The 24,445-nt window shown below is 67.6% G+C and carries 25 protein-coding genes; 6 read left to right on the top strand and 19 right to left on the bottom strand.

Going from position 1 to position 24,445, the window contains the following annotated elements:
- Positions 1–7 precede the first annotated feature (7 nt).
- Both FM113_RS14545 and FM113_RS18575 read left to right on the top strand, forming a co-directional pair.
- A complete protein-coding gene (locus FM113_RS14545) occupies positions 8–574 on the top strand; it encodes an HdeD family acid-resistance protein (RefSeq protein ID WP_087015548.1) in 567 nt (188 codons plus the stop codon).
- Between the two features lie 279 nt (positions 575–853).
- Positions 854–2,518, top strand: a complete 1,665-nt coding sequence (locus FM113_RS18575; RefSeq protein ID WP_087015547.1) for an HNH endonuclease signature motif containing protein — start codon at positions 854–856, stop codon at positions 2,516–2,518.
- 163 nt (positions 2,519–2,681) lie between these two features.
- Here the strand turns inward: FM113_RS18575 and FM113_RS14535 are convergent, their stop codons facing one another.
- The 12 genes from FM113_RS14535 to FM113_RS14480 form a co-directional block, all read right to left on the bottom strand.
- Complete coding sequence (locus FM113_RS14535) at positions 2,682–3,584, bottom strand: carbohydrate ABC transporter permease (protein ID WP_087015546.1); 903 nt, start codon at positions 3,582–3,584, stop codon at positions 2,682–2,684.
- Positions 3,585–3,650: 66 nt separating this feature from the next.
- Positions 3,651–4,583: a carbohydrate ABC transporter permease gene (locus FM113_RS14530; protein WP_087015545.1), complete on the bottom strand. Its 933-nt coding sequence runs from the start codon at positions 4,581–4,583 to the stop codon at positions 3,651–3,653.
- 81 nt (positions 4,584–4,664) lie between these two features.
- Positions 4,665–5,558, bottom strand: coding sequence for a phosphodiesterase (locus FM113_RS14525; protein WP_087015544.1), 894 nt, complete (start codon positions 5,556–5,558; stop codon positions 4,665–4,667).
- Positions 5,559–5,592: 34 nt separating this feature from the next.
- On the bottom strand, positions 5,593–6,378 hold the full coding sequence (locus FM113_RS14520; protein ID WP_087015543.1) for a tyrosine-protein phosphatase: 786 nt from the start codon (positions 6,376–6,378) through the stop codon (positions 5,593–5,595).
- A gap of 54 nt (positions 6,379–6,432) precedes the next feature.
- Entirely contained in the window at positions 6,433–7,791 is a 1,359-nt protein-coding gene (locus FM113_RS14515; RefSeq protein WP_087015542.1) for an extracellular solute-binding protein, read from the bottom strand.
- Between the two features lie 83 nt (positions 7,792–7,874).
- Positions 7,875–9,056, bottom strand: a complete 1,182-nt coding sequence (locus FM113_RS14510) for an ABC transporter ATP-binding protein (RefSeq protein ID WP_087015541.1) — start codon at positions 9,054–9,056, stop codon at positions 7,875–7,877.
- A 156-nt stretch (positions 9,057–9,212) separates the two neighbouring features.
- Entirely contained in the window at positions 9,213–10,169 is a 957-nt protein-coding gene (locus FM113_RS14505; protein WP_087015540.1) for a MurR/RpiR family transcriptional regulator, read from the bottom strand.
- Positions 10,170–10,204: 35 nt separating this feature from the next.
- Positions 10,205–10,759, bottom strand: a complete 555-nt coding sequence (locus FM113_RS14500) for a GNAT family N-acetyltransferase (RefSeq protein WP_087015539.1) — start codon at positions 10,757–10,759, stop codon at positions 10,205–10,207.
- The gene (locus FM113_RS14495; protein ID WP_087015538.1) at positions 10,756–11,850 is read right to left on the bottom strand and encodes an LLM class flavin-dependent oxidoreductase; all 1,095 of its coding nucleotides are present in this window, start codon (positions 11,848–11,850) and stop codon (positions 10,756–10,758) included. Before FM113_RS14495 ends, FM113_RS14500 begins: the two co-directional genes overlap by 4 nt.
- Positions 11,851–11,867: 17 nt before the next feature.
- Positions 11,868–12,629, bottom strand: coding sequence for an amino acid ABC transporter ATP-binding protein (locus FM113_RS14490; protein ID WP_087015537.1), 762 nt, complete (start codon positions 12,627–12,629; stop codon positions 11,868–11,870).
- Positions 12,626–13,417, bottom strand: coding sequence for an amino acid ABC transporter permease (locus FM113_RS14485; RefSeq protein WP_087015536.1), 792 nt, complete (start codon positions 13,415–13,417; stop codon positions 12,626–12,628). The genes FM113_RS14490 and FM113_RS14485 overlap by 4 nt, the downstream gene beginning before the upstream one ends.
- Positions 13,418–13,434: 17 nt before the next feature.
- Positions 13,435–14,316, bottom strand: a complete 882-nt coding sequence (locus tag FM113_RS14480) for a transporter substrate-binding domain-containing protein (RefSeq protein ID WP_087015535.1) — start codon at positions 14,314–14,316, stop codon at positions 13,435–13,437.
- Between the two features lie 165 nt (positions 14,317–14,481).
- Between FM113_RS14480 and aspS the strand changes: the two genes are divergently transcribed.
- Positions 14,482–15,825 carry an aspartate--tRNA(Asn) ligase gene (gene aspS, locus FM113_RS14475; protein WP_087015534.1) on the top strand — a complete coding sequence of 448 codons (1,344 nt, stop codon included), beginning with the start codon at positions 14,482–14,484 and terminating at the stop codon, positions 15,823–15,825.
- A 74-nt stretch (positions 15,826–15,899) separates the two neighbouring features.
- On the opposite strand, the gene FM113_RS14470 is transcribed toward aspS, so the two are convergent.
- From FM113_RS14470 to FM113_RS14445, 6 genes are all read right to left on the bottom strand, one after another.
- Positions 15,900–17,723: a choice-of-anchor G family protein gene (locus FM113_RS14470; RefSeq protein ID WP_087015533.1), complete on the bottom strand. Its 1,824-nt coding sequence runs from the start codon at positions 17,721–17,723 to the stop codon at positions 15,900–15,902.
- Positions 17,720–18,508 (bottom strand): hypothetical protein, encoded by a 789-nt coding sequence (locus FM113_RS14465; protein ID WP_087015532.1) that lies wholly within the window; start codon positions 18,506–18,508, stop codon positions 17,720–17,722. Before FM113_RS14465 ends, FM113_RS14470 begins: the two co-directional genes overlap by 4 nt.
- Positions 18,505–19,026, bottom strand: coding sequence for a signal peptidase I (locus FM113_RS14460; protein WP_140393384.1), 522 nt, complete (start codon positions 19,024–19,026; stop codon positions 18,505–18,507). The genes FM113_RS14465 and FM113_RS14460 overlap by 4 nt, the downstream gene beginning before the upstream one ends.
- A 78-nt stretch (positions 19,027–19,104) precedes the next feature.
- Positions 19,105–19,776 carry a SipW-dependent-type signal peptide-containing protein gene (locus FM113_RS14455; protein ID WP_140393383.1) on the bottom strand — a complete coding sequence of 224 codons (672 nt, stop codon included), beginning with the start codon at positions 19,774–19,776 and terminating at the stop codon, positions 19,105–19,107.
- 151 nt (positions 19,777–19,927) lie between these two features.
- Positions 19,928–20,626: a bifunctional 2-polyprenyl-6-hydroxyphenol methylase/3-demethylubiquinol 3-O-methyltransferase UbiG gene (locus FM113_RS14450; protein ID WP_087015531.1), complete on the bottom strand. Its 699-nt coding sequence runs from the start codon at positions 20,624–20,626 to the stop codon at positions 19,928–19,930.
- The gene (locus tag FM113_RS14445) at positions 20,623–21,591 is read right to left on the bottom strand and encodes an NAD(P)/FAD-dependent oxidoreductase (protein ID WP_087015530.1); all 969 of its coding nucleotides are present in this window, start codon (positions 21,589–21,591) and stop codon (positions 20,623–20,625) included. The genes FM113_RS14450 and FM113_RS14445 overlap by 4 nt, the downstream gene beginning before the upstream one ends.
- Before the next feature lie 65 nt (positions 21,592–21,656).
- Here FM113_RS14445 and FM113_RS14440 point away from each other — a divergent pair, with 65 nt between their 5' ends.
- Complete coding sequence (locus FM113_RS14440) at positions 21,657–22,220, top strand: helix-turn-helix domain-containing protein (protein WP_087015529.1); 564 nt, start codon at positions 21,657–21,659, stop codon at positions 22,218–22,220.
- Here FM113_RS14440 and FM113_RS14435 read toward each other — a convergent pair.
- Positions 22,217–22,720, bottom strand: coding sequence for a glyoxalase/bleomycin resistance/extradiol dioxygenase family protein (locus FM113_RS14435; protein ID WP_087015528.1), 504 nt, complete (start codon positions 22,718–22,720; stop codon positions 22,217–22,219). The two genes, FM113_RS14440 and FM113_RS14435, sit on opposite strands and share 4 nt — an antisense overlap.
- A 77-nt stretch (positions 22,721–22,797) precedes the next feature.
- Between FM113_RS14435 and FM113_RS14430 the strand changes: the two genes are divergently transcribed.
- Together FM113_RS14430 and FM113_RS14425 are read left to right on the top strand one after the other, a co-directional pair.
- Positions 22,798–23,640: a helix-turn-helix transcriptional regulator gene (locus tag FM113_RS14430; RefSeq protein WP_087015527.1), complete on the top strand. Its 843-nt coding sequence runs from the start codon at positions 22,798–22,800 to the stop codon at positions 23,638–23,640.
- Positions 23,641–23,709: 69 nt separating this feature from the next.
- Positions 23,710–24,405, top strand: coding sequence for an SDR family oxidoreductase (locus FM113_RS14425; protein WP_087015526.1), 696 nt, complete (start codon positions 23,710–23,712; stop codon positions 24,403–24,405).
- Positions 24,406–24,445: the final 40 nt, after the last annotated feature.

Here is a 24,445-nt window from a genome sequence, read left to right as displayed (position 1 = left end):
AGTGGCCATGAACGAGCCGGATATCAGGATTATCAGAGCCGAACCCCGTCGTGCCCCGTGGGCGGCCGTGCTCACCGTCGGAATCGTGGTGCTGCTGGCCGGAGTCGGCCTCGTGGTCTGGCCGTTTGTCACGGCGAGCAACATCCTGGCCGTGATCTTTGGCATTGCTCTGATGGCAAACGGGCTGGCAATGCTCGTCCGTCCGGGGCCTGCGGCGGCCTCGCGCGTCGTGGGGGCCCTGTTCCTCGTGGCTGGACTGCTGGCAATCGTGTTTGCCGAGTTCACTGTGCAGGCGCTCGTGGTGTTCGTGGGGGCGACCATGATCCTGATCGGTGTGGTGTGGATCGCGTTCAGTGCGCGGGCGGGCGGGGCGCGCAGCGGCTGGTTGATCGTACCGGGAGTGCTCGCCATCCTCGGCGGCATCTTCGCGCTCATCTGGCCGGCAACCGCGCTGGGGATTGTCGCGTTCTGCGCGGGCATCGCGATGCTTGTGTTCGGCGGATCACTGATCTGGGGTGCGATCGGCATGCGAAAGGCGCGTGTCGAGCAGACCACGATTATCGTCGAGGACTAGCGCCGCGCACATTTCCGCAGGAGATTCTCGTCCCTGGTGCCGGATCCGGGCCGAAATCTCCTGCGTAGTCGTGAATCTCCTGCGCGTTGGTGAACGGGTGCCGATGTCCATTTGCCCGGGCCTGCCCCAGGGCCGCAAGCCTCGGGATTTGGGGGCGGAAACTTTCTCCAAAAACTTTTCACCCTGACCACCAGGGGTTCCTTCATCTCAGAATTATTCCCCCCTGAAACCCCCTGTTGTCGGGGCCTGAATGTCAGTGGTCCATGGTGAACTCCCCCCATGCCCGCCAATGGAGAGTTCACCCCCGCGCAGCGCCACCGCGTCGCACACGCGGTGAGCCGACTCGAAACGATCGAGACGCACCAACGGGCACTCGATGCGGAACGCGTCACTGTCCTTGCTGACGCCCTCGACGCGGTCGTCAGCACCTCACCCGGGGCGGGCCAGGAACTTGGGTACCGGGCCCTGCGCTTAGAACTTGCCGCGGCCCTCTCCCGGAGTGAAACCGCTGTTGAGCGGCTCCTGGATCTTGCGTCTTCTCTCACTTCTCACTACACCCCCACACTGCGTGAGGTTCAGGCTGGGCGGATTAGTTTGGACCACGCCCGCGTCATCACCGACGCCGGCACAGTCTTTGTTACCGGGGACCTCCCCGCAGACGCGGCACGTCGCGGCGTGTACGAGGCGGAAGTGCTCGTGCACGCCCGCCAGGAAACCCCCACGAGGCTCCGCCCCATCGCACGGGCTCTCGCCGCCCGGTATGCGGAGCACACCCTCGAGGAACGACACCAAGAAGCCAGCACGCGCCGCTGTGTGCGGGTGCGGGACCTGGATGCGGGGATGGCGGAACTTGTCGCGTTCCTCCCCGCTGTCGAAGCACACGCGATCTATGACCGGGTGACACGCATCGCGCGGGCCACCATCCAGGAAGAAGCCGCCACCCGCACCGCGGACGCCGCCACGGAAACAGCCGCACAGGGAAGCGCTGTCGGTGTTCCCGGTGACCACGGTGCTGCAGGTGATGGAGGCGCCGCCGGAGACATCAACGCGTTCGGGGGCGCACTGGGCACGGCGGGCACCGGGGACACGGCAAACACCGGGGGCACCGGCCCCGTTGATGGTGCTGCCCCAACCACGGACCCGTCAGATGGCACCGCCCTCCCGCACCGTTCCCGGGACGCAGTCCGCGCCGATGTCCTCCGCGATCTCCTCCTCACCGGCACCACCGACGATGTTCCCGCCGCGGGCCCAGAAATCCACGCGAAGGTGCAGGTCATTGTCCCGGTGAGCGTGCTCGAGGGTCGCACTGGCGACACGAGTGACACCGCCCCGGAACCACCACCGCCACCCGATCCCGGCAGGCAGCTCGACCCAGCACGCCCCTTCGCGGACCTCGGCCGACGCCCCACCACACGCGCAACGACCAACCCCATAACCCCGCGCCCAGCCCCGGTCGCGGAACTCGTCGGCAACGGACCCATCCCCGCGTCAGAAGCCGCCCGCGTCGCCCACGCCACCCCCGTATGGGAAGGCGTGTTCACAAACCCCGACGGAGACGTCCTCGCCGTCAACAGATACACCCCCACCCCGGAAATGCAGCGCCGCATCACCGCGAGAGACCTCCACTGCCGCGCCCCCGCCTGCAGAGCCCCAGCGCACCGCTGCGACATCGACCACACCATCGCCGCCAGCGACGGCGGACCTACCACGACCGCAAACCTCGCACTGCTGTGCCGGGCCCACCACACCCTGAAGCACCACAGTGACTGGAAACTCAGCCAGCTCCCGGGCGGGACCCTGAAATGGGTGAGCCCCACCGGCCGCGTCACGATCGACCGACCACCCAGCCGAGTCAGATTCAGCACCGACCCGGCACCACCCCGGCCCCGAAACGAACGGCCGACACCACCGGCCGAAACCCCGAACGCCGCACACCCGTTCTGAATGCCCGCGGGCCCACGAGTGCGCCTCGCTCATCCCAGACCCGGCCCAGACCCAGACATGGCCCGCCCCGGCGCGTCAAAATGCCAGCAGTCAGCAGCCAGGTCAGCCGGAAGTCAGGTCAGCCGGAAGCCCGCCTCACCGCCCCCACCCGCGAGCGCGGGCGCTACTTCAGTCCGGAACGGACGAACGCATCCACCACATAGCGCTGCAGGAAGATATAGATTCCGAAGATCGGGAGGCAGGCGAGCGCGCTTGCTGCCATGATCGCGCCCCAGTTATTGCCCTCGGCCCCCATGAACCCTCGAATGCCGACCTGGATGAGGTCAGTGGACTGTTGCATGATCAGCGACGGCCACAGGTACTCGTTCCACGCGTTGATGAAGAGCATGATGCCGAGCGCGGCGAGCGCAGGCCGAAGATTGGGCACCACCACCTCCCACAGCGTCCGCCACGGGCCTCGCCCGTCCATGTCGGCCGCGTCGAGGAGTTCCTTCGGAAACGATTCGAGGTGTTGACGAAGCAGCATCACCGCGAACGCCGTGGCGAGCTGCGGCACCATCACGCCAAGAATCGTATTGAGCAAGCCCATCTTCGAGATGAGAACGTAGTTCGGAATCATTGTCACCTGGAACGGGACGAGCCAGGAACCTACGAAGAGCAGGAAAAGAATTTTCTGCCCGCGGAAGCTCCACCGCGCGAAGCCGTAGGCGGCGAGGATCGCCACGAGCAGTTGCCCGACCGCGAGCACGAGCGCCATTCCAAACGTGTTCCCCAGCATTCCGAGGATGGGGATCGTATCCCAGACGTACTGAAAGTTTTCCAGGCTGAACGGGCCCGGGAACGGGTTCGTTGACAGCATCTCGTCGGCCGGGCGGAACGCCGTCACGAACATCCAGTAGATCGGGAATACCGAGATGATCGCGAGCGCCGTCATGATGACGTGCGCCGGGATGTTCCCCAGCCGCTTCCGGCGTCGGGCACCGCGCACGGCCCGTACGGCGGAGTCGATGAGGGTCGCGGTGGCGGGTGTTTCCAGGTGCTGCGGTGCGACGAGCGTGAACGTCATGAGCGGAGATCCTTCGCGACGGGGGAAACGGGCTTCTGAGGGTGCCGGGCAGGTGCCCCGGTCGGGCTAGTTGTCATGGAAGCTCAGTCGTTCCGAGAGCTCAACAAACAGCAACGCGATCAGCCCGAATCCGAGGAAGAACACGGTGCCGGCGGCCGCGGACAGCCCCGCGTCAAAGTTCCGGAACCCGAACTGGTAGAGCAGGTAGTAGATGTTCGTGGAGGATCCGCCTGGCCCGCCCTGCGTGGCGAGATCAATGATGGGGAACGTCCACTGGGCGGAGAGCAGGATCGTCATGAGCCCGAGGAACACGAGCGTCGGGGAGAGCAGCGGAAGCGTGATCCTGCGCGTGATCTGCGCTGCCGTTGCACCATCGGTGGCGGCGGCATTGCCGTAGTCCGGGCTGATTCCGGCGAGCCCGGCGGAGACGACAAGTACCCCGAAGCCGAGCATCTGCCAGCCGACGATCACCACGACTGCCCAGAGCGAGGAGTCAGGCTCACGGAACACGTTCCCCAGCTCGATGCCCAGGGTCCGCGCCACCGCGGGGATCGTGCCCCCTTCCGGGGCGAACATCCAACGCCAGATCGCGCTCGTGGCCACCGGGGTCACGAGGAACGGGACGAAGATGAGCGCCTGGTAGACGGTTTTCGCCCGGCCCGCGACCTGCCGCGAGAGGAGGGCGAAGATGACGGGAAGGGCCACCGAAACCCCGAGGAACGCAACGGTATAGATCAGCGTGTTCCACAGCGCCTGGTGCAATTCGGGGAGCGAGAGCACCGTGGCGTAGTTGGCGAAGCCGACGGGCTGCTTCGGCTGCGTGGGGATCAGGTTCCAGTCAAAGAACGACAGCTCGAAGGTCTGCGCGAGCGGCAGGTAGGTCCACACGATGAGCAGTGCCGTGGCGGGAAGCACATAGAGATACGGGGCCAGTGCGAAGCGGCGTCGGGCCGTTCGAGGGGCCGCGGAGGCCGCACGAGCGGCCTCCGCGGTCTCCATAGACTCCGCTGGCTCTTGAGGGGAAAGTACCTGGGTGAACAACCGAGAATCCGATCTGGTCAGCGAAGCGCGTGGAGTGGACTAGTGGCCGGCGTTGTGGGCTATGGCGGCGGCTGCCTCGTCGACGGTCATCGATGCGAAGGACCGCATCTGCTCGGCGGTGACCTCGTAGACGGTCGAGAATTCGCCGATCGGGACGACGGTGTGCATCACGCGGTCGTTGTACAGGTGCACAAGGTTGAAACCCTGCGCTCCGTCCTGGCCACGCATGCCTCCCGGCTCCACGTTCAGGTCCTGCGTGTAGCAGGTGGCTGATGCCACCGACACGGGCACTCCGCCAATCTCACTGAAGGTAGTGAAATGGAGGTGCCCACCGAGCACACCCCGTACATCGGTGCCCGCAATCGCGTCCGCGAAGCGCTGCTGATCGGCCAGCTCCACAAACTCCATCCCGCGGATCAGAGACGGTACTGGTGGGTGATGCAGCGCGATCAGGGTGCCGTGCGGAGCGGGCTCTGCGAGGACTTCCGCGAGCCAGGCGTACTGCTCCTCGGTGATCTCACCGTGGTGCGCACCGGGCACCGTGGAGTCGAGCGCGACAATCCGGAGTCCACGGATGTCGGACACCATGTCGACGCTCTCCTCCCCCGCGTCCGAGTCGAGCAAAAGCTGGCGGAACGGCGTGCGGGTGTCATGGTTTCCCATCACCCAAATCACCTCCGCGCCGATGGCGGCCGCTGCAGGCTCGACAATGGCGCGAAGCCGTCGGTAGGCGTCTTCTTGCCCGGCGTCCGCGAGATCACCGGTGAAGACGATCGCATCGGGGCGGGCCTGAGAGCGGGCGAAGTCCTCGAACAGGCGGCGAAGATTCGCGTCACTATCGATGACGCCGTGGAGCTTTTCGTCGGTGCCAACAAAATGGGTGTCGCTGAGGTGCAGGATGAAGTGCTCAACGGGCGGGTGCTGCGAGGTCATACTGAAGGTCCTTTCGTACTGTGTGAGGAGGGCGCTAGGGGGCGATCGAGGGCGTCAGCGTGGGGCCGATCAGGCGGTTACGCAGCCGATCCAGCCCGGCCGCGTCGAGGCCGTTCGTATGGAGCAGATCGGTGAATCCACCGAGCTGCTGCTCCACATAGTCGAGCGTTACGGCCATCACGTCGGCGGGGCTGCCAGTAATGAGTTCCTGAATGTCCGCGTCAAGAACGCCGAATTGTGCGGCCGCGCCGGCGAGCATGTTGTCCGCCCACTCCCCGGCCAGGTTGTCGGCGCTCGCGGCGTAGTCGGCAACGATCTGTTCCCGGGACACCCCCACTGCGGCGAGCGCCGCGGCGACAACGAGGCCGGTGCGGTCCTTCCCCGCAGTGCAGTGCACGAGCACGCCGCCCTCGGGAGCATCGGCGATGAGTTGCACCGCGGCGGCGAGCCGCTCCGCCCGCTCGGTGACGATGTGGCGGTAGAGCGAGCCGAGGGAAAGCAAGCCACCGTTCAGGGGAAGGGTGGCGTCGGTGAAGATCGGGTGATGGATCGTTTCGACGTCGGCGGCGCTGAACACCGTGGGGGCCTGCGCCAGTTCCTCGTCGGATCGAAGGTCGATCACACGGACGATGCCGTGTTCGCTGAACTTGTGTTTCCCGGCGGCGCTGACGCGGTGCAGTGCGTCGGAGCGGAAGAGCCCGCGGGGTCGGATGCTGCCGGCCGTGCCGGGGTATCCCTCGGTGCTGCGGAAGTTGTGAGTGCCCTCGATGGGGATCGCAGCGCCGACGTTCGGGGCTGCGGTGGTGGTGGGGTGGTGCACGGTTTCTCCTGAGTTCTCGCGTCAGCGGAGTGTGGATTGCAGGGCGCGGGAGCGCTAGCCGATCAGTTCCTGAGCGCGGTCCGCGGCCTCGGTCATCGTGGCTTCGGCAGGTTTGCCGTAGTAGACGACCTCCTCGATCGCAGTCGCGAGCAGATCATCGACCTGGACGTAGCTGTTTCCGGGGTAGGACACCCACGGCTGGAGCCGGTCAAGCTGATCCAGGTTCGGCTGCGCAAGCGGGTTCGCGGCGGCCCAGTCGGCGAGCACTCCGCCTTCTTCGACCAGGCCGGTACGCAGCGGCAGGTAGCCGATCTGGCTCGTGATCAGTTCGTAGGCCCGGTCGCTCGTGAGGAACCTGATGAGTTCCCAGCCCGCGCGCTGCTTCGCCGGATCCTCGCTCAGGACAAATAGCGCGGAGCCGGAGTTTGTCGGCACGGCTTCGTGGTCTGCAAACGCGGGCATCGGAGCGGCCGCAAGCGTCCAGCCGCCCGCGGCCGCCCCCTGCATGAACATGCCCTGCAGCGCGGAGGTCGTGAGGATCATCGCGGTGTCCCCCTTCACGAGGCCCTCCATCTGCGCCGCCGCGTCGGAGCTGCGCATTGCGCCCGCCTCGGTCATCTCTGCGAAGCGCTCGACCACGGCCACGGCTTCAGGAGACCCGAACTCAATCGTGGAGCGGTCCTCCGAGAGCACTTCAGCACCGTTCGGCTTGAAGAGTCCCTGCATGCACCAGCTGCCGCCCTTCACGGTGCACGCAATGTCGAGTGCGGGTTTGCCCGTGGACTGCGACACCTGGAGGGCGACCTCTTCGACCTTGTCCCAGGTGCTGAGATCGGGGGTGCCGCTGATTCCGGCCGCCTCGAGCACGGTGGCGTTGTAATACAGCACCGGGGTGGAGAACACATACGGCATTCCGATGGTCTTGCCCTCCCAGTCCGCGAGCACCCGTGCGTTCGGGTGCATCGGGTTCTCGCCCTCGAAGGCTGCTTCAAGCTCCTCGGCACTGACGATGTCGGCGAGCGGCTTGGCCCCGAGCTGGGTGGCCGTGTACTCGAGCGCATCGTAGGTGAGCTGGGCCACGTCCGGCGGGTTCCCTGCGAGCAGTTGGGTCTGGACGCTGCCGACGTAGTTGCCGGCGGCAGCCGCGGCCCCCTGGGTGGGCTGTGCCTTCACGGTGATGTTCGGGTGAGCCTCCTCGAACTCGGAGACGAGCTGGTTCACGGTGTCGGTCCAGACCCCGGCCTGCGTGAGGTTGTAACTCTCGAACACGATCTCGACCTGTTCGTCGGGACCGAGCTCAGGGACCACGTTGGCGGCAGACTCGGAGACTGCCGGCCCGGAGGAACAGGCGGCGAGCGGGATCACCGCGGCAAGCGCGAGCGCGGTTGCGAGGAGAGGGCGGCGGAAACGCATGGGGGAACCTTTCGGGAGCGGGGAGATAACGGGAAGGGATGCAGCGGGAAGGGAGACAGCGGGAAGGGAGACAGCGGGCAGGATCACGGCTGGGTGGCGCCGAGCAAAGCGGAGCGCAGAGCCCCGATCGGGAGCTCCGTGTTCGCGCTCGGGACCGCGTCGGCGTCGGGCTGCCATTCGAGCCGGCGGCCGCTCGCACGGTCGAAGAGATGCACGTGCGCGCTGGGCGCGTCGAGGACAACGAGCTCCCCCGGCCGCCACTGCGCGTCCCGGTCGCACGCGACGGTCACCCGATCCTCACCGACGGTGCAGTGCACGAGCTGTTCCCGTCCAAGGTTCTCGACGAGCTCAACGGTGCCGCGGAGCGCTATCCCGGCGGTCGGCACCGCGGCGGGAGCGCCTCCGGCGTGCACACGCAGGTGTTCGGGGCGCACGCCGACGACGATCTCGCGTTCCGGGGTGCTACCCGGCCACAGCATCGCCTCGATGCCCGGTGCGAGGACCGAAATCGTGCCCGCTGTAGTGGTGAGGCTTGCGTCCATGAGGTTCATGGCGGGGGATCCGAGGAAGCCGGCCGCGAACACGGAACTGGGGGTGTCGTAGAGCTCCTCCGGGGTGCCGAACTGTTCGAGTCTGCCGCCGTTGAGTAGCGCAATTTTTGTCGCCATCGTCATGGCCTCGACCTGATCGTGGGTGACATAGACAAAAGTGGCCCCGAGCGTGCGGTGCAGCGCCGCGAGTTCCTGCCGGGTGGCAGTGCGCAGTTTCGCGTCGAGGTTCGATAGCGGCTCGTCCATGAGGAAGGCCTGCGGCTCGCGTACCAGCGCCCGGGCGACGGCGACGCGTTGACGCTGTCCCCCGGAGAGCTCTTTGGGTTTGCGGTCGAGCAGGTGCCCGATCTCCACGGACTCAGCCGCGACCCTCACCCGTTCCGTGATCTCGGATTTCGCGGTGCCGCGCACGCGCAGCGGGAAGGCGAGATTCTTCGCGACGCTCAGGTGCGGGTACAGCGCGTAGCTCTGGAAGACCATCGCGAGGTCCCGCTTGCGAGCCGGCAGGCCGGTGATGTCGGTGCCGTCGATCTCGATGCTGCCGCCAGTCGGCTCGAGCAGCCCGGCGATCATGCGCAGCAGGGTGGTCTTGCCGCACCCCGACGGCCCGAGCAGCACGAGAAAATCCCCGTCGGCAACGTCGAGCGAGATCCGGTCGACCGCGGTCACGTCGCCGAACGAGCGGGTGAGTTGGTTGAGTACAAGCCGGGCCACCGGCCACCTCCCATGGAATCGAATTTCCCAGGTTTCCCACTTCAGGAAACGTGTGATTCCAGGATGCGCGGCGCAGGTGAACCCCTCAGGACCGCACAGTGAACGGTGATGGCCGCCTACGCGAACACTCGTGCCCCGGGAGGTAAACCGATGCGCTTAGGTGCCTCCGCGCCGGATCGCCTCCGTGCCATCGGACGTGCCATCGGACGCGCCATCGGACGTGTCGGCAATCATGGACCGCACCTCATCGAAGGTTGCCGCCTGAGCGCGCTCCGCTCCGGGTGTGTGCGCAATCGCCGCGGCGTGCAGCGCTGAGAGCAGCAAGACCTGCACGATATTGCCGGTGACTGTGCTGTCGTTCCAGAAATGAAAGTCCGCCCCAGCCACCAGGGCATAATCCGCGATCTGGGCCAGCTCCGATTTGGCATAGCTCGTAATCGCAATCACGGTCGCGCCATTCTCGGTCGCGAGCCGGGCCGATCGGAGCGTAAACGCGTTCATTCCGCTATCGCTCACCGCGAGACACACGTCCCCCGGGCCCAGAAGCTTCGCCGCGATGTGCTGGGTCACGATGTCAACCGGGCACTCACACACCTTCCCACTCGAGAGAAAGTGCAGCGAGACGGACTGCGCGGACGGCAGGGAGGCCCCGTTCCCAATGATCAGGAGGCGCTTGCTTTCCCGGATCGCGCCCGCCGCGGCGTCGAACGCATCGAGATCGAGCGCGCCAAGCGCGCCCTGAATACCGGCCATTGCGCGCGTGAACACGTGTGCCACCGGGTGTTCCGCGGGTGCCCCGGCCGCGCCGCCCGGCACCTCCGGTGTGGCGTCGAGTCCGACGGTGCGCCGCACCGCGGCGGCCCCCAGGTCGCGACGTAGGCAGTCGCGAAGCCGCGGGAGCCCGTCGAAGCCGAGTTTCTGACAGGCCCGCACCACTGTCGCAGGCGACACCTCGGCCCGCCGCGCGAGCGCCGCCACCGAGGCAGCGGCAGCGAACTCGGGGTCCTCGATGCACACCTCAGCGACACGACGCTCACTCGGCACCAACGAGGGTGCCAGGGACTGCAGCAGGGCCCGGGTACCGCCGAGCGGGGGTGTGATCACCGAAGTCATACCCTCGTTGCTACCAGGGCTGGGTGGCCAGCAGGTTACGCGTCCCGCAGAACACCGAGCGGCAGCGCGTAGTTGAACAGCTCAATCACTTTCTTCCCACCAATCCACAGCCCGTCACGCTCAGGCTGGCGTGCATAGCCCAGCGCCTCGTATAGGCGGTGCGCTCCGCGCATATCAGGCGCGGTCTTCAGCACAACCGCGCGCCAGCCTTGTGCCTCGGCCCGCGCCGCGACATCCCGCATCAGGCTCGCGGCCACCCCGCGCCGCCGCGCCGCCGGGGACACACCCAGCAGGCGCAGGTCCAGCTCGTCGTCAGCGACGTCCTCGTGCAGGGGCGGGCCCCCGAGTCGCCGAGTTGTCACACTCCCCACATACGTGCCCGCCGCATCCACCGCCACCCACACGTCATGTTCCCGGGCCCGCTCCGCGGCGCGGTGCATGGGATCGGTGCCGCCCGTGCGGGGACCGTAATCATGCGCATAGGCCGAGTCGATGAGGGCATCAATTGCCGCAAAATCGGCGCTCACGGCTGCCCGGACCCGCACCTCGGCGAGCGCTTCGGATGCGGGGGGCGCTTCGTGTGTGCTCACGCGGCACTCCGCGCCGGATCCGCGCCGACACCGGTCCCACCGGCATCGCTCGCACCAGCACCGCCCGGCTGCCACCCGAGCGCGGGCCCGATCTCCGTCGCCAGCTGGTGCAGGATGTGCTTCCAGTCAGCGAGCTCGAACTCGAACGGGAGCTCAAAGAGGTAGTCGTCAGCCGCTTGGAACGCGAGGTCCTCACGGATGAAGTCCACGATCTGCTGTGTGGAGCCCAGCACATCGCGAGCGATGATCGTCTTGCCGCCGTGCACCTGCTCCGTGCGCGGGGTGCGGGCTGCGGCGTATTCCTCGTACTTGCGGACCTGTTCCGGTGTCGCGCCGTCGGTCGGCACGATCACGCGGGCAACCGAGGCGCGGGCGGCATCCCCGGCCGGGTGCGCGGCGCGGTATGCATCGATCTGCGCGCGCTGCACACGGCCGAAGTCGAGGTCTCCGTCGGTTGTGGTGCTGATGTTACTGACGAGCCAGTTCAGGCCGGATCGGCCCGCCCACTCGGCCGAACGCAGTGATCCGCCGCCGTACCACAGCCGACCGGCAAGCCCGGGGCTGTGCGGCTCGACGCGCTCCGAGTCAATGTCGCCGCCGATGCCGTTGTAGGCGGGCACCTCGCGGACGGCGTGGCCGTCCAGCAGTTCGCGCAGCCGCTCGATCCGCCCGTAGCCGTAGTCCTCCTCACGCCACCCCGTGTCATGCACAAGATCGTTTGTCGCGTCGGAGTACCCGGGCGGGTGGACGCTGACCCCGGCAAGCACACGCCCACCCGAGAGCGCGTCAGCGGTGCCCAGATCCTCGGCGAGGCGGAACGGGTTCTCGTGTCCCACCGGGATCACGGCACTGCCCAGGCCGAGCCGCTCGGTGTGCTGCGCCACGGCCGCAAAGAACACGGCGGGCGAGGGCAGCCCGTACTGCAGGTGGCGGGTGCGCACCCAGCCGCTGTCGAGGCCCAGCTCCTCCGCGTAGCGGAACAGTTCGACGCCCTCGCGCAGACCCTTTCCGGGATCATTGCGGTCGAACGGAACGAGATGGATGAAGCCGAGGTTGCGCAGCGGTCGGGCGGGGGTCTGGGTGATTGTCATGAGTGTTCTCCCGAACTCTAAATCTGGTATTCGGGGCCACCGCGGGCGAGGTGGTACTCGCGGAGGAAAGATCGCGTGCGTTCGCTCGCGGTCGGGCCAAAAAACGTCTCAGGCGGCTCGTCGGCGACGATGCGTCCGCCCTCGAGGAACGTGACGCGATCCGCGATCTGGCGCACGAAGTGCATTTCATGGGAGACGATCACCATCGTCTGCCCGGCAGCCGCGATCTCACGGATCACCTGGAGCACTTCCCCGACGAGTTCCGGATCCAGCGCACTCGTGGGTTCGTCGAGGAGGAGCACGCGCGGTTCCATCGCGAGCGCGCGGGCGATGCCCACCCGCTGCTGCTGACCGCCGGAGAGCTGGGCCGGGTAGTGCGTGGCGTGTCCCGCGAGCCCCACCCGGTCGAGCTGCGCGAGGGCCGCGGCTTCCGCGTCAGCGCGACTGAGCCCGCGCACCACGCGGAGCCCTTCGGCAACGTTCTCCACGGCGGTCTTTCGGGCGAAGAGCTGGAACTGTTGGAACACCATCGCGGTGCGGCGGCGAAGTTCGAGCACATCCGCGCGGGCCGCGTGCGCGGCGTCGACAGTCAGATCATCCACCACGATCCGCCCGGCGTCCGGCCGCTCCAGCAGGTTGACGGAGCGCAGCAGCGTGGATTTGCCTGCACCGGAGGGGCCGACGATCGCGGTCACGCCACCGTCGACGAACTCGAGATCAAGCCGGTCGAGGATCACCCGATCTCCGAACGATTTCGAGAGCTGTTCAAGCGCGATCATGCGGTCACCTCCGTCGTCGGGCGCGAGGGCACCGTCGCAGGCCGGGACGACGACGCGACGCGACGCGCACGTCGGCCCGCGGCGGGAACACGTGGCCGCGCCAGCGCCCGCTCCACACGGCGAGCAATCTGCTCGACGATCACGGTGAGCGCCCAGTAGATAATTGCCGTCGCAAGGTAGGCCTCGAAGAAGCGGTAGTCGCGCCCGCCCAGAATCTTCGCGTACGCCGTGATCTCGACGATCGACACGACAAACGCGAGCGAGGACTGCTTCAGCATTCCGATGAAGTGATTCACCAGGGTGGGGAACGCGACCACGGTGGCGTTCGGCACGGTGACGCGGCGCAGTGTCTGCCACGGAGTCATACCAAGCGCGTGCGCGGCCTCCACCTCTTTCGGATCCACCGAGAGCAGTGCCGCGCGGATCGTCTCGGAACTGTAGGCGGCTTCGATGAGCGCGAACGTCAACGCCGCGACGAGGAACGGCGAGAGCGCGAGCGCATTCCAGTTCGTTCCGAACGTGTGGTTGATGTAGAGCACCGCGATCGGGACCGCGTTCACGTTGAGCAACAACTGCACGATCGGCGGGGTCCCACGCAGGTACGAGACGAGGATCGCGCTGATCTGGCTCAGCACCGGCACGCGCGCCAGCTTGATGAGCGCGATCCCCAGCCCGAGGCCCGTGCCCAGCACCGTGGCGACGATGCTGAGCGCGAGCGTGATCGGGATGTAGGGCAGCAGATCGAGCGCGTACTGCCCAATCGCCGGGAAATCGATAATTGTGTCCACGGGGTGCGGTGCCCGCCCTAGTTGCTGCTGGCCGGCGCCGTCTTCGGCGACACGTCCAGACCATCGAAGAAGCGCTCACTCAGTTCGGTGAGCGTGCCGTCCGCGGCGAGGTCAGCGAGTGCACCGTTGATCTCCTCGACAACCCGGTCGACGTCCGGTGTCTGCTTCGAGATTGCATACGCCGAGAACAGGTTCGTGCCGAAGTCCTCAACAAGCTTGGCACCGTCGAGCTGCACGAACTCCAGCGGCAACCCCGCGCTGTACCCGGTGTACACGACCTTGTCGTTGAAGATGAAGTCCACGCCGCCGGTGGCGAGCTGCTTGTACTGGGACTGCAGATCCAGCTCGGTGTACTCGATCTGGATCGGGGTGTCCGGGTTCGCTTCGTTGTAGGCCTCGAGGATCTTCGTAAAGTTCAGCCCCGGCTCACCGTAGGTCCGCTTTCCAGCGAGATCGCTGATCGAGGTTGCCTGCGCGAGTTCCGAGTCGGCGGGCAGCGCGAGACCAAATTGTGCCTCAATGTAGGGGTCGCTGAAAGCGTACTTTTCGCGCCGCTCCTCGGTGGCTGAGAGATTGTTCGCGACGATGTTGAAGCGCCCGGAGTCGAGCCCCGCGAACAGCGCGGGGAACTCCGCGACCTGGAACTCGAATTCCAGATCCGGCAGCGCCTCATCCACAAGCTTCAGGATCTCGATGTCGTACCCCGTCAGCTCATCGTTCTCATCAAGGAAGGTGAAGGGCTTGGGCGACGCCCCGGTCGCCACAAGCAGGGTCTGCGGCGCGTTTTCCCCCGCACCGGAGGCTTCCGCCGCCGGGGCGCTCGCCGCGCAGCCGCTCGCCCCCATCGCGAGCGCGGCGAGGGCGCCGACGAAGAGGGTGGTGCGAGCGATGCGTGCCATGAGTGTGTCCTTCGGTGTGGTCCCGGGCCGTCCCCGGGGCAATGGTGTCAGCGTAGAAAACACGATCCATCACTCCAAATGATGTGACACATTATTACAGCTTATGCCAGAGGGGCTTCCCGGCCCGCACGAGGAGCACCGCCCCAGCACGACTAGACTGTGGGGGTGACTGAGCGCGTATTAATCAAGGACCTGGCCGCACGCGAAGACGGAACCGTGCGCGTTTCCGGCTGGGTAGAGAAGGTGCGCGATCAGCGCTACGTCCAGTTCGTGGTGCTCCGCGACGAGTCCGGGGCGGTGCAGCTTGTCAACGGCGGCGTGCTGCGCGAGGCTGATCCTGAGAACCCGCGCTCCGACATCCTGGTGCCCCGCACCACGACGATCTCCGAGCTCACACACGGCACCTTTGTCACCGTCGTGGGCGAGCTGCAGCACAACGAGCGCGTGAAGCTCGGCGGCGTCGAGATCCAGATCGAGACGATCGAGGTCGTCACGAAGTCGCTCCCCGATAACCCGGTCGCCGACGACTCGAACATCGATGTGCGTCTCGACTGGCGTTTCCTCGACCTGCGTCGCCCGGAGCAGAACCTCGTGTTCCGCATCCAGACAACCTTCCTCCATGCCCTGCGCAACGTGTGGGTGGACCGCGGCTTCATCGAGATCCAGACCCCGAAGCTCATGGCATCGGCATCCGAGTCGCGCGCCGAGCTCTTCGAGGTCGAGTACTTCGAGGGGCAGGCGTTCCTGGCACAGAGCCCCCAGTTCTTCAAGCAGATGGCGCAGGCCGCAGGCTTCGGCGGCATCTTCGAGGTGGGTCCCGCCTTCCGCGCCGACCACTCCTTCACCTCGCGCCACGCGACCGAGTTCACCTCGATCGACACGGAGCTGAGCTGGATCGACTCCCACGAGGATGTCATGGAGCTCCACGAAGAGCTCATCGTCGCCGGCCTCACCGCGGTGCAGGAGAAGCACGGCGAAGAGGTGCAGAAGCTCTTCGGCATCGAGATCACCGTGCCCTCGCGTCCGTTCCCGCGCATCCCCCTCGCCGAGGCGAAGGAGCTTGTCAAGGCCCGCGGCTACGAGGTACCTCGCGCCGACGCCGACATGGACCCCGAGGGTGAGCGCCAGATCGCGGCGTGGGCCAAGGAAGAGCACGGCAGCGATTTCGTCTTCCTCACGGACTACGATTCGTCGATCCGCCCGTTCTACCACATGCGCCACGAGGACGACGCGAACCTCACGAAGAGCTACGACCTGATCTACCGCGGCACCGAGATCTCGACGGGCGCGCAGCGCGAGCACCGCATCGAGGTCCTCGAGGCGCAGGCCCGCGACAAGGGCATGGACCCGGCCGAGCTCAGCTTCTACCTCGACTTCTTCCGCTACGGCGTCCCGCCGCACGGCGGCTTCGGCATGGGCCTGAACCGCGTGCTGATGCTGATGCTCGAGCAGTCATCGATCCGCGAGGTCACCTACCTCTTCCGCGGCCCGAACCGCCTCACCCCGTAAGGTTCGGATCCAGAACCGCCTCGGCCCTCCCGCTCACTGCGAGCCGGAGGGCCGAGGCGTGTGTGCCCGCCGGGCTAGTACCCGGCGCATCCTCCGCTCGCGACCTGCGCCGCCGTGCATCCGGGGCCCACCGAGGCTCGTCCGAGGTACAGCCGAACACCGAGCCCACCCACCGCATCGAGCACCCCGATGCGCAGGGCAGCCACGTCATAGCGCCCTGCGGGCAGCGCGGCCCACTCCGGCGGCTCGGGGCCACCCGTGAAGGGGTCGTTTTGGGCATTGACCGTGAGCGCAACAATGCCGGAGATGAACAGCCTGTTATACAGCGTGGTGACCGCGGTGATGATGGGGGTCGCCAACGCCGACACCGCGACCGGGAGCACCCGCAGCGTCCCAAGCACCGCCTCGATCGCGTTCCCCACCACCCCTCCGAGCCCGCCGATCAGGCCCGTCACGAGGCTGTTCAGCACTGGCTTGAGGAGTCCGTTGACGAGATCCGCCACAAGTCCTAGGTCTTTCAGCAGGGTGATCGAGGCGGTCGTCGAAGTGTTTCCCGGGGTCAGGAGTTGCGCGAGGGTGCCGGAGGTGCTCGCCTGAATTGTGCCGATGTGGATCCAGGGCGTGATGAGGATCTTCGCCCGGAGGTCGATCACGACGGCGGCATTCACCGCGACTCCATTGATCGTTTGGGTGAGCATCGTGTTGATGGATGCGATCCAAGCGCTGAGCGTCTGCGTCAGCACATTTGTCAGCGTCGTGAGCACTGCGGGATCCGCGAGCGGGTTCGTGTTGGGCGCGAGGCCGTTCAGCCCATTGCCGTAGCTCCCCGGGTAGGCGGCCGCGAGCAGCGCCGTGGTGTTCACGCTGATCGTACCGTTGCCCGGGCGCACGGTGAGGATCCCCCCTGGGTCCCCGAACGGGGCCGCGATGAAGGTTCGGAGCGGTGCCGTGTTGACCGTTGCGGTGACCGGGCCAACGGTGATGTTGCCGAGGCTCAGCGAGCCGCTGTTCCCCCCGATCAATCCGTTCAGGAGCCCGGTCACGCCCGTCGCGATGGCGTTTGTCACCCCCGCATTTCCCGCGATCCCATTCACCGCGGTTTCCAGGGTGGTGACGGTGTTCGTCACGCCGGTCACGAGTGCCCCCACTGTGGGGGAGGTGACGTCAAGCGACACGTGCGAGGTCAGGTAGTCCCGCGAGAGGTTGCCCGAGGCACCGCTGCGCAGCCCGGTCCAGGCGGCGTCGCAGGCATCCAGATCCGCCCGCCCCGCCACCGCTCCCGCAGTCAGCGAGACATCCGTGATCCCGGGGAGCAACGTACCCACTTGATGGTTCAAGGAGCCGAGCACCTGCGAGAGCTGCAGCTTTGCGAGGTTCGGGTAGCCGGCCGGGGCCCCGTCAAGGTTGATGCCGCCGCTACTCGTCAGATATCCGGAGGCGGCCGCCGCGTGCCCCCGGTTCTCGGCCTGGCTGAATTGTCCTGCCGCCCCGGAGCCGGCCGCGAGGGGAAGCTGCAGGGCGCTCGTGAGTTCGAGCGCGAGCGCGTCATTGAGCAACGCCACGTTTAGGGGATCGGCCCACCCTTGTGGACTCCCCGCAACGGGCTGCGCCGAAGCTGGGGCGTGCAGATCACGAGCACCGTTGTTCGTCACGGACACCCCGCGTGCCGCAAGAAGCGTGTCCAGGTTGGCACCGAGGATCGCGCCGCTGAGCACGCGGCCCTCGCCCCGGCTCGCGACTCCCGTCGCCGCGGGACCGCAGTCGGTGGTCCCGAGCAGGGCCTGGTCCCACTCGGGATCGGTCCAGCTCGCATTTGTCAGCCCGACGCCCTGCAGCAGCAGCGCGCAGGCCGCCACTGCGCTGGCGATGGCCAGCCGCACCCCGCGGCGGCGCGTCATGACTGACCCCCGGGATACGCTGACGTGCTCCGGCGCCCCAGCAGGAGGGCTGTGCCGAGGCCGAGCAGTCCCACGGCCATGAGCCCCAGTGCGCCCAGATCCGTGCCGGTCACGCTCAACCGCCCCGCCTCCCCGTGCGATAGTGCGAACGGAGGCGGGGCCGATGGTTCGCTCGGATCGCTCCCGGGCGGGACTGTCGGCGGCCGTCCGGAGCTGTCCCCGCTTGCGTGCAATCCCACTCCGACCCGGGCGACCGCACCAGCAATCTCGGTGCGCGACGCCTCGGGCGGAACCGTGATCGTCACCAGCAGGTGACGCGGGGTATCTGCCCGGAGCGCGGCAAGCGCGACCTGCGACCGGAGCGGAGCAAGATCCCGCAGCGCGGTGGTCTGCAACACGGTCACAGCACCCGCCTCGCAAGCGAGAGATCCGGGATTCCCGGTAAAGGGTCGCGCGCAGGAGACCACGGCCGCCGTCAAGCCACCCACGGACACGAGTCGCCCCTCGGCATCGAGTTCGAGCGAAAGCCGCCCCTCGGGTGCCCCGGCGAGATCGACGCGCACGAGCCACTGTGTGGACTCGCCCGGTGCCAGTGTGGCCCAGGTCGGCGTGCGATCGTCCACGCTCAGCATGAGATACCCCGGGCGGCCTGTCTCGGTGAGCACCCGATACGTCGCCCAGGCCCGATCCGCGGTGAGCGCAGCTCCCCACAGCAGTGCGCAGAGTGACGCCGCGAGAAGCGCCCACACCGCGAGGCGCGTTCGGTGGACCCGTGTTGCGCTCACGCTTCCGCCCCCGATCGTCGCGGCCAGAACGCCCAGGTGGTGAGCGCGCCAGCACCCACCACCATGCCCCCGAGGCCAATCGGGCTCTGCAGCATCATCAGCGCGGTGCCCGCGCCGGGTGCGGACCACACAACCCGACGTGCGTCCCGCACCACGGCCGGACGCATGTCGGGCTGCGCGTTTGCGTCGCCCTGCATGACAAGTTCGCGGGCATTCCGCGGGATCGGCGGCGACACTGTTGCGTCGGATCCCGCACGCACCTCGATGACTCGGTGCGACACCGGGAGGTCCTCACCCGGACGCTGCACGGTTACGACGTCACCCACCTGAATTTCCTCGGCCGCGACGGGAAACGACACGGCGAGCGCTCCCTGCGGGATCGCCGGAGCCATCGAGCCCGTGCGGAACACAACAAGCGTCGCCCCGGCGGTTATCGTGAGGACTCCCCAGGCCGCGAGCGCGACGACCGCAGCAACGATCGCTGTCGTCCCGAGAATCGCGAAACCCCGTCGCGCCATGCGTTTCCCCCTCCCCGCTCAGGCCCGACCGCTGCAGGATCCGGAGGTCATGCCCACGGACCCGACTGCACAAGCGCCCTAGTTGGAGGTGGCGGCGAACTCCCAAGCGGGGGCGATGGTGCGCCCCTGGAGCGTGTCAGGCGATCCCGCCGGAAGAGTCAGCGCAAAGCAGTAGTGCTGCGTCGACCCGGCCTCTGCGCTGAGCGTCTGCTCCCCGCTCGCGACGGTGCTCAACGGTGCATTCGTGACGATCGCGGTCCACGTGGCATCGCCCACGCCTGCGGCCGTGCACGCCGCCGGCGGTGTTGCGCCCGCGGACGTGTACACGGTGGCGCGAATGGCGTTCCACAGCTCATCCCCCGCATCCGACACAGTGATCCCCGCGGCGGCAACTGCGCCCTGGAGCTCCACGTCACCGGCCACAGAATCCGTGCCTGTCCGCAACGCCACCGGCGCGTAAATCGTGTCACTCGGCGAGAGCGTTAGTGCACCCGCCGTGAACGTGAGCTCATCACCCGGGTTCACGTCGAAGTCGCCCCACGACGTCCCCACGTAGGGAACCGAGGTGTTCTGCTGCACGTTGAACTTACTCGTGCCCACGTTCGGGTCACCGTCCGCGCCGCCCCATACCCACTCGGAGTCGTTCCACGACGCGAGTGTGTATGTGGCCCCGAGGCCAACGACGAGGGCACCCGCCGCGATCGCGGCAATTTTCCGGGTCCGGCCTGACGGCCGCTGTGTGGTCTGCATGGTTCGTTCTCCCCCTGGTTGTTCCGCAGGGCGGATCCGTCCGACCGTCTCGGGTCGTGCGGTGATGATGCCCAGTGCGGACCGACACTGCGCGGGAGTGTTCCCCCGCCGTCACTGCCGGGTGGATTGGAGAGTAACACTCAGCTGACACTCAGGCAAGAGGTTGCTGAGTAGCGTCACGCCGGCGTGCCACGACAACCGAGTCGAGCAGCGTGGCGGGCGAGCCATCTGGAGCTGTCGCCGCCCGTTCACGCACGTCGGCGGCGAGCACGTCCCACCTCGCGGGGTCCAGATCGAGCGCTGCGAGCTCGGACTCCGGCGTCGGGAAGTCCTGCGGCCCGTGCCCGTGCCCGGGCCTGTGCCCGCCAGCGCCGCCGTGCTCGTGTGCGGCCCAGCTCGGTGGAGCGGCGTGCGCCACGAGCACCAGGTGCCCACCAGGTGCCACGCTGTGAGCCGCGGCCCGGAGGATCTGCTCCCGCGGCAGCGCAACGGGCGACTGGAAAAAGCTGGCGGTGATCAGGTCAAATTCGATGCGACCTGGGTCCCGCGACCAGTCCACGAGATCCGCGGCAACGAAGCTCGCGGAGACAAGGCCGTGTTCCGCGGCAGCGCGTGTTGCGCGCGCAATCGCGGTCTCCGAGAGGTCCATTCCCGTCGCGTCCCACCCACGCTGGGCAAGCCACAGCACGTCACCCCCTTCACCGCATCCGAGATCGAGTGAGCGGCCCACCGGGAGCGACTCCACGATCTCGGCAAGCGTCTGGTTCACCCGCCCCGACCACACGCGCTCGCTGCCCGCGTAGCGGTCCTCCCAGAACGCCTTCGGCGCGTCGGACCCCTGGGAACTCACGCTGCACCTCCGGATCGCACGGCATCGGCGGCGAGCGCGGCCGCCACGTCGAGCTCCACGAGCGCGTAGTTCGCGGATCCGCCAGCCTGCGCTCCCGCGCCCATCGCGATCGGCACTGTCGCCATCGGGTTCACCACGTTGCCGGCCGCCCAGATCCGCGGATGACTCGTGCGTCCCCCGGGATCAACCGTGAGAAAGTCTCCGACGGGGGTTTCCGTGCGGGCAAGGTTGAGTCCGGCAAGAAAGCCATCGTGCGGGGTCACCGCGCCCATCGTGAAGATCGCATCGATTTCGTGGTCCGCCCCGTTGGCGGTGCGGATTCCGGTGACACGAGCCCCGTCTCCCAGTACCTCGGTGACGGGACTCGGCTCGATGACGGTGCCCCGGACCTGGAGTGCGCGAGCAATGTCGGGAGCAAGTTCTCCCAGCGCGGCACTAAACACGGTGAGGTGTTCGCTCCACTGTCGGATCAGTGTGGCCTGGTGCAGGGCGAGGGGCGACGCGGCGAGCACCGCGAGGCGCGAGCCGCGCACCTCCCAGCCATGGCAGTAGGGGCAGTGGAGCACGGTGCTCCCCCAGTAGTTGGCGAGCCCCGGGACGTCCGGAAGCGTATCGCTCGCGCCTGTTGCGACGATCAACGCTCGTGTCTCGATCCGGCGGACGGTGCCCTGCTGATCCGGCGCGAGTTCGAGGGTCACGTCGCCGTGCCCGGTGACCGCCGAGACCGTACCCTCGGTAAATTCGACACCGTAGACTTCGGCCTCAGCGCGGCCACGGGCGACAAGTTCGAGCGGAGGCGTGCCGTCCAGGCCGAGCACGTTGTGCATATGGGAGGCGAAGCGGTTGCGCGGGGCCCCCGCATCGATGACCAGGGTGCGGCGGAGCGAACGCCCGAGCGCCTGAGCGGCGCTCAAGCCAGCAGCCCCGGCCCCCAGCACAACGGCGTCATAGTGTGTGTTCGTCATGTTCCCATCGTGCGCCACTTGTGCAATAATCGCAATCGAGTTTGCGAAAATGGCAAGGAGTGGTCGTGGATGAACTGACACAGCTGGGGCCGCGGCTCCGCGCCGCCCGGCAGCACCGCGGGTGGACACTCGATGAGCTCGCGGGTCGCGCCGGCCTCTCACCCAGCACACTGTCCCGCCTCGAGTCAGGGAAGCGTCAGGCCAGCCTCGAGCTACTCCTGCCACTCACCAGGCAGCTCGGGATCCGCGTCGACGATCTTCTTGCCCCACAGGACCAGGACCCCCGAGTGCGCCGCACCTCCGTTACCCGGGACGGCCTGACGATCGCGCCGCTGACGCGCGAAGCCTCCGAGGTGCGCGCGTTCAAGATCACCTACCACCCGGACGCGCCCGAACGCCCGCAGCAGGTGCACGACGGCCACGAGTGGCTCTACGTACTGTCGGGGAACCTCCGCCTCGAACTGGGCGAGCAGACCCTGATCCTGGGAAGTGGCGAGGCCGCCGAATTTGACACCGCCACCCCGCACCGCATGCGCGCGGACGGCGCGGGCCGGGCCGAGGTGATCAGCATCTTCAACGCCGCCGGCGAGCGACTACACCTCCACACGGCACCCGACGCTGTGGGCTAGCCTCCGGCGGCAGCGCTCCATGCCTGCACCCGGGCGGCGCTCTCCTCCTCTGAGAGGTCTTCGACCCGGGTCATGACCGACCAACGCACGCCAAACGGATCCCGCACGCTCGCGTAGCGGTCCCCCGAGACAAAGTCGCTGACGGGCTCACGGAGCGTCGCCCCGGCGGCGATCGCGCGATCCACCACGTTGTCCACATCGGGCACGTAGATTCCCATCGAGTAGCAATCGTCGTCGCCCGCGGGTGCCGTGACCAGGTTGTAATCAGGCAGCGGTTCACCCAGCTGCAAGTGGCCCCGCTCGAAGGCAAGCTCCGCGTGGACCACGCGGCCACCCATCTCAGTGACGTCAACCACACGGGCCCCGAAGACGTCACGGTAAAACACGATCGCCTCCTTCGCGCCCGGGATCACGAGGAATGGGGTGAGGGAGGATGCGCCATTCGGGCGGCCGTGGGTCGTGTGGGCACCGTGTGCGGCGCGGTTCTCTGGAGCAGTCATGGTCCCAGCGTAAAATCGGCGCGAGGCACGCGCTTGCAGATTTGCGCCACATGCGGGTGCGCAGAAGGGGGTGTGCAATGGGTGAAGATCCCACGAACCGGCGCGGTGTGCTCTACCCCGACCGGCTTCCCTCCTTTCATCGAGTACTCCCCACCCCCGATTTGGCTGACCGCGTCCGATGGTTCTGGATCCCCGAGTGGTCGCTCCCTGACGGTGTCGCATCCCGCCAGGAGATCCTCCCGTTTCCCGCCTGCAATCTCGTCGTCGAACCCGCGGGCGTCACCGTTGTCGGGCCGCCCACCCGGCGCTCCGAGCGTGTTCTGACCGGGACCGGCTGGGCCGTAGGCGCGCTGCTGCGGCCGGCCGCGGTGCCGGCGCTGCTGCCGGATCCCGCGGCGCTGCGCGACGCGGCTGCACCCGTGTCTGCGGCTGCGTTGCACGCCCAGGTCGTCGCGGCGATGACGGATCGGGCGCAGTCCGGCGAAGACCGGCGCGCGACCGCCGTGACCGCGCTGTCTGCGTGGGTGGCCTCCGTCGTTCCGCCGGTGGGCACGGAAGGCAGGCTTGCGAACGCGCTCGCGGACGCGCTGGGAGACCCGGCGCTCACTCGGGCAGATCAACTTCCCGAACGGCTCCATGCCTCGGCTCGCACGCTCCAGCGCGTGGCTCAACGCTTCTTTGGCCTGTCCCTGCACTCGATGATCCGCCGCCGGCGGCTGCAGGAAGCCGCTGAGAGACTTCGGCATGACGGCACGGGCGCAACCGCGGCGGGACCGGCGTCGAGTCTTGCCGCGCTTGCGACTGAGCTGGGTTACGCCGACCACGCGCACTTTGCGACCGAGTTTCGCGCGGTGCTCGGGGTCACGCCGAGTGAGTACCGCAGTCGCGCACGGGCCGAAGCTGCGGCGGCCGACGCGTAGGCTGTGCGGTGACCGGCGGGGGGTTCCCGCGCCGACAATTTCGACAGCTTCGGCTCCAAGGAGTTCCTCATGTCAGTTGCCCGCCCCACCGCGCTTGTCACCGGAGCGTCCGGCGGAATGGGGGCCGAGATCGCGCGGGATCTCAGCCGCACGCACCGCGTGATCCTGGTGGGCCGTAACGCCGAACGGCTCGCCGCCGTGGCCGCCGACACTGACGGTGAGATCTGGCAGCTCGACCTCACCGATGAAGCCACACTCGCGGCGCGGATGGCGAGCATCGACCGGCTTGACGTGATCGTGCACGCCGCGGCGATTGCACAGTCGCTGCGGGTCGACGCGGCAGTTCCCGCAGACTGGGCCGCTCACTTCGCAATCAACGTGACCGCTCCCGCGACACTCACCCGGTTTGCGCTTCCCCTGCTGCGCGCCGCCAGGGGCACCGTGATCTTCATCGGATCCGGCGCGGGCACGCAGCCGGCGGCCGGAAGCGCTGTGTACACCGCAAGCAAGCACGCGTTGCGCGGTCTCGCCGATGTGCTGCGCATCGACGAGGAGCCGCACTTCCTCCGCGTCACGACCGTCGCGCCTGGTCAGACCGACACCGAGATGCTGCGTGGGCTGATCCCAGCGGAGGCGTACCACCCGGAGAACTACGTGCAGCCGAGCTCGGTGGCCCGCGCGGTGCGCTTCGTGGTCGACGCCCCCGCCGATGTGCAGCTCACCGACGTCGCGGTCCGCCCCCGCCGGGAGTTGCACCGCATCTAGGGAGCATTTCTCTCCCTCCCCTGGGTCCTCCCCTGGGCCC

It is taken from the genome of Leucobacter sp. 7(1) (assembly GCF_900163635.1).
Taxonomy (GTDB): Bacteria; Actinomycetota; Actinomycetes; order Actinomycetales; family Microbacteriaceae; genus Leucobacter.
This window is presented reverse-complemented; position numbering and strand designations above follow the sequence as displayed.

Excerpts from the sequence above, each read along its gene's own strand:
- FM113_RS14545 (WP_087015548.1), top strand. The coding sequence starts at position 8 with ATGAACGAGCCGGATATCAGGATTATCAGAGCCGAACCCCGTCGTGCC.
- FM113_RS18575 (WP_087015547.1), top strand. The coding sequence starts at position 854 with ATGCCCGCCAATGGAGAGTTCACCCCCGCGCAGCGCCACCGCGTCGCA.
- FM113_RS14535 (WP_087015546.1), bottom strand. The coding sequence starts at position 3,584 with ATGACGTTCACGCTCGTCGCACCGCAGCACCTGGAAACACCCGCCACC.
- FM113_RS14530 (WP_087015545.1), bottom strand. The coding sequence starts at position 4,583 with ATGGAGACCGCGGAGGCCGCTCGTGCGGCCTCCGCGGCCCCTCGAACG.
- FM113_RS14525 (WP_087015544.1), bottom strand. The coding sequence starts at position 5,558 with ATGACCTCGCAGCACCCGCCCGTTGAGCACTTCATCCTGCACCTCAGC.
- FM113_RS14515 (WP_087015542.1), bottom strand. The coding sequence starts at position 7,791 with ATGCGTTTCCGCCGCCCTCTCCTCGCAACCGCGCTCGCGCTTGCCGCG.
- FM113_RS14505 (WP_087015540.1), bottom strand. The coding sequence starts at position 10,169 with ATGACTTCGGTGATCACACCCCCGCTCGGCGGTACCCGGGCCCTGCTG.
- FM113_RS14495 (WP_087015538.1), bottom strand. The coding sequence starts at position 11,850 with ATGACAATCACCCAGACCCCCGCCCGACCGCTGCGCAACCTCGGCTTC.
- FM113_RS14490 (WP_087015537.1), bottom strand. The coding sequence starts at position 12,629 with ATGATCGCGCTTGAACAGCTCTCGAAATCGTTCGGAGATCGGGTGATC.
- FM113_RS14480 (WP_087015535.1), bottom strand. The coding sequence starts at position 14,316 with ATGGCACGCATCGCTCGCACCACCCTCTTCGTCGGCGCCCTCGCCGCG.
- FM113_RS14470 (WP_087015533.1), bottom strand. The coding sequence starts at position 17,723 with ATGACGCGCCGCCGCGGGGTGCGGCTGGCCATCGCCAGCGCAGTGGCG.
- FM113_RS14460 (WP_140393384.1), bottom strand. The coding sequence starts at position 19,026 with ATGGCGCGACGGGGTTTCGCGATTCTCGGGACGACAGCGATCGTTGCT.
- FM113_RS14455 (WP_140393383.1), bottom strand. The coding sequence starts at position 19,776 with ATGCAGACCACACAGCGGCCGTCAGGCCGGACCCGGAAAATTGCCGCG.
- FM113_RS14445 (WP_087015530.1), bottom strand. The coding sequence starts at position 21,591 with ATGACGAACACACACTATGACGCCGTTGTGCTGGGGGCCGGGGCTGCT.
- FM113_RS14435 (WP_087015528.1), bottom strand. The coding sequence starts at position 22,720 with ATGACTGCTCCAGAGAACCGCGCCGCACACGGTGCCCACACGACCCAC.
- FM113_RS14430 (WP_087015527.1), top strand. The coding sequence starts at position 22,798 with ATGGGTGAAGATCCCACGAACCGGCGCGGTGTGCTCTACCCCGACCGG.
- FM113_RS14425 (WP_087015526.1), top strand. The coding sequence starts at position 23,710 with ATGTCAGTTGCCCGCCCCACCGCGCTTGTCACCGGAGCGTCCGGCGGA.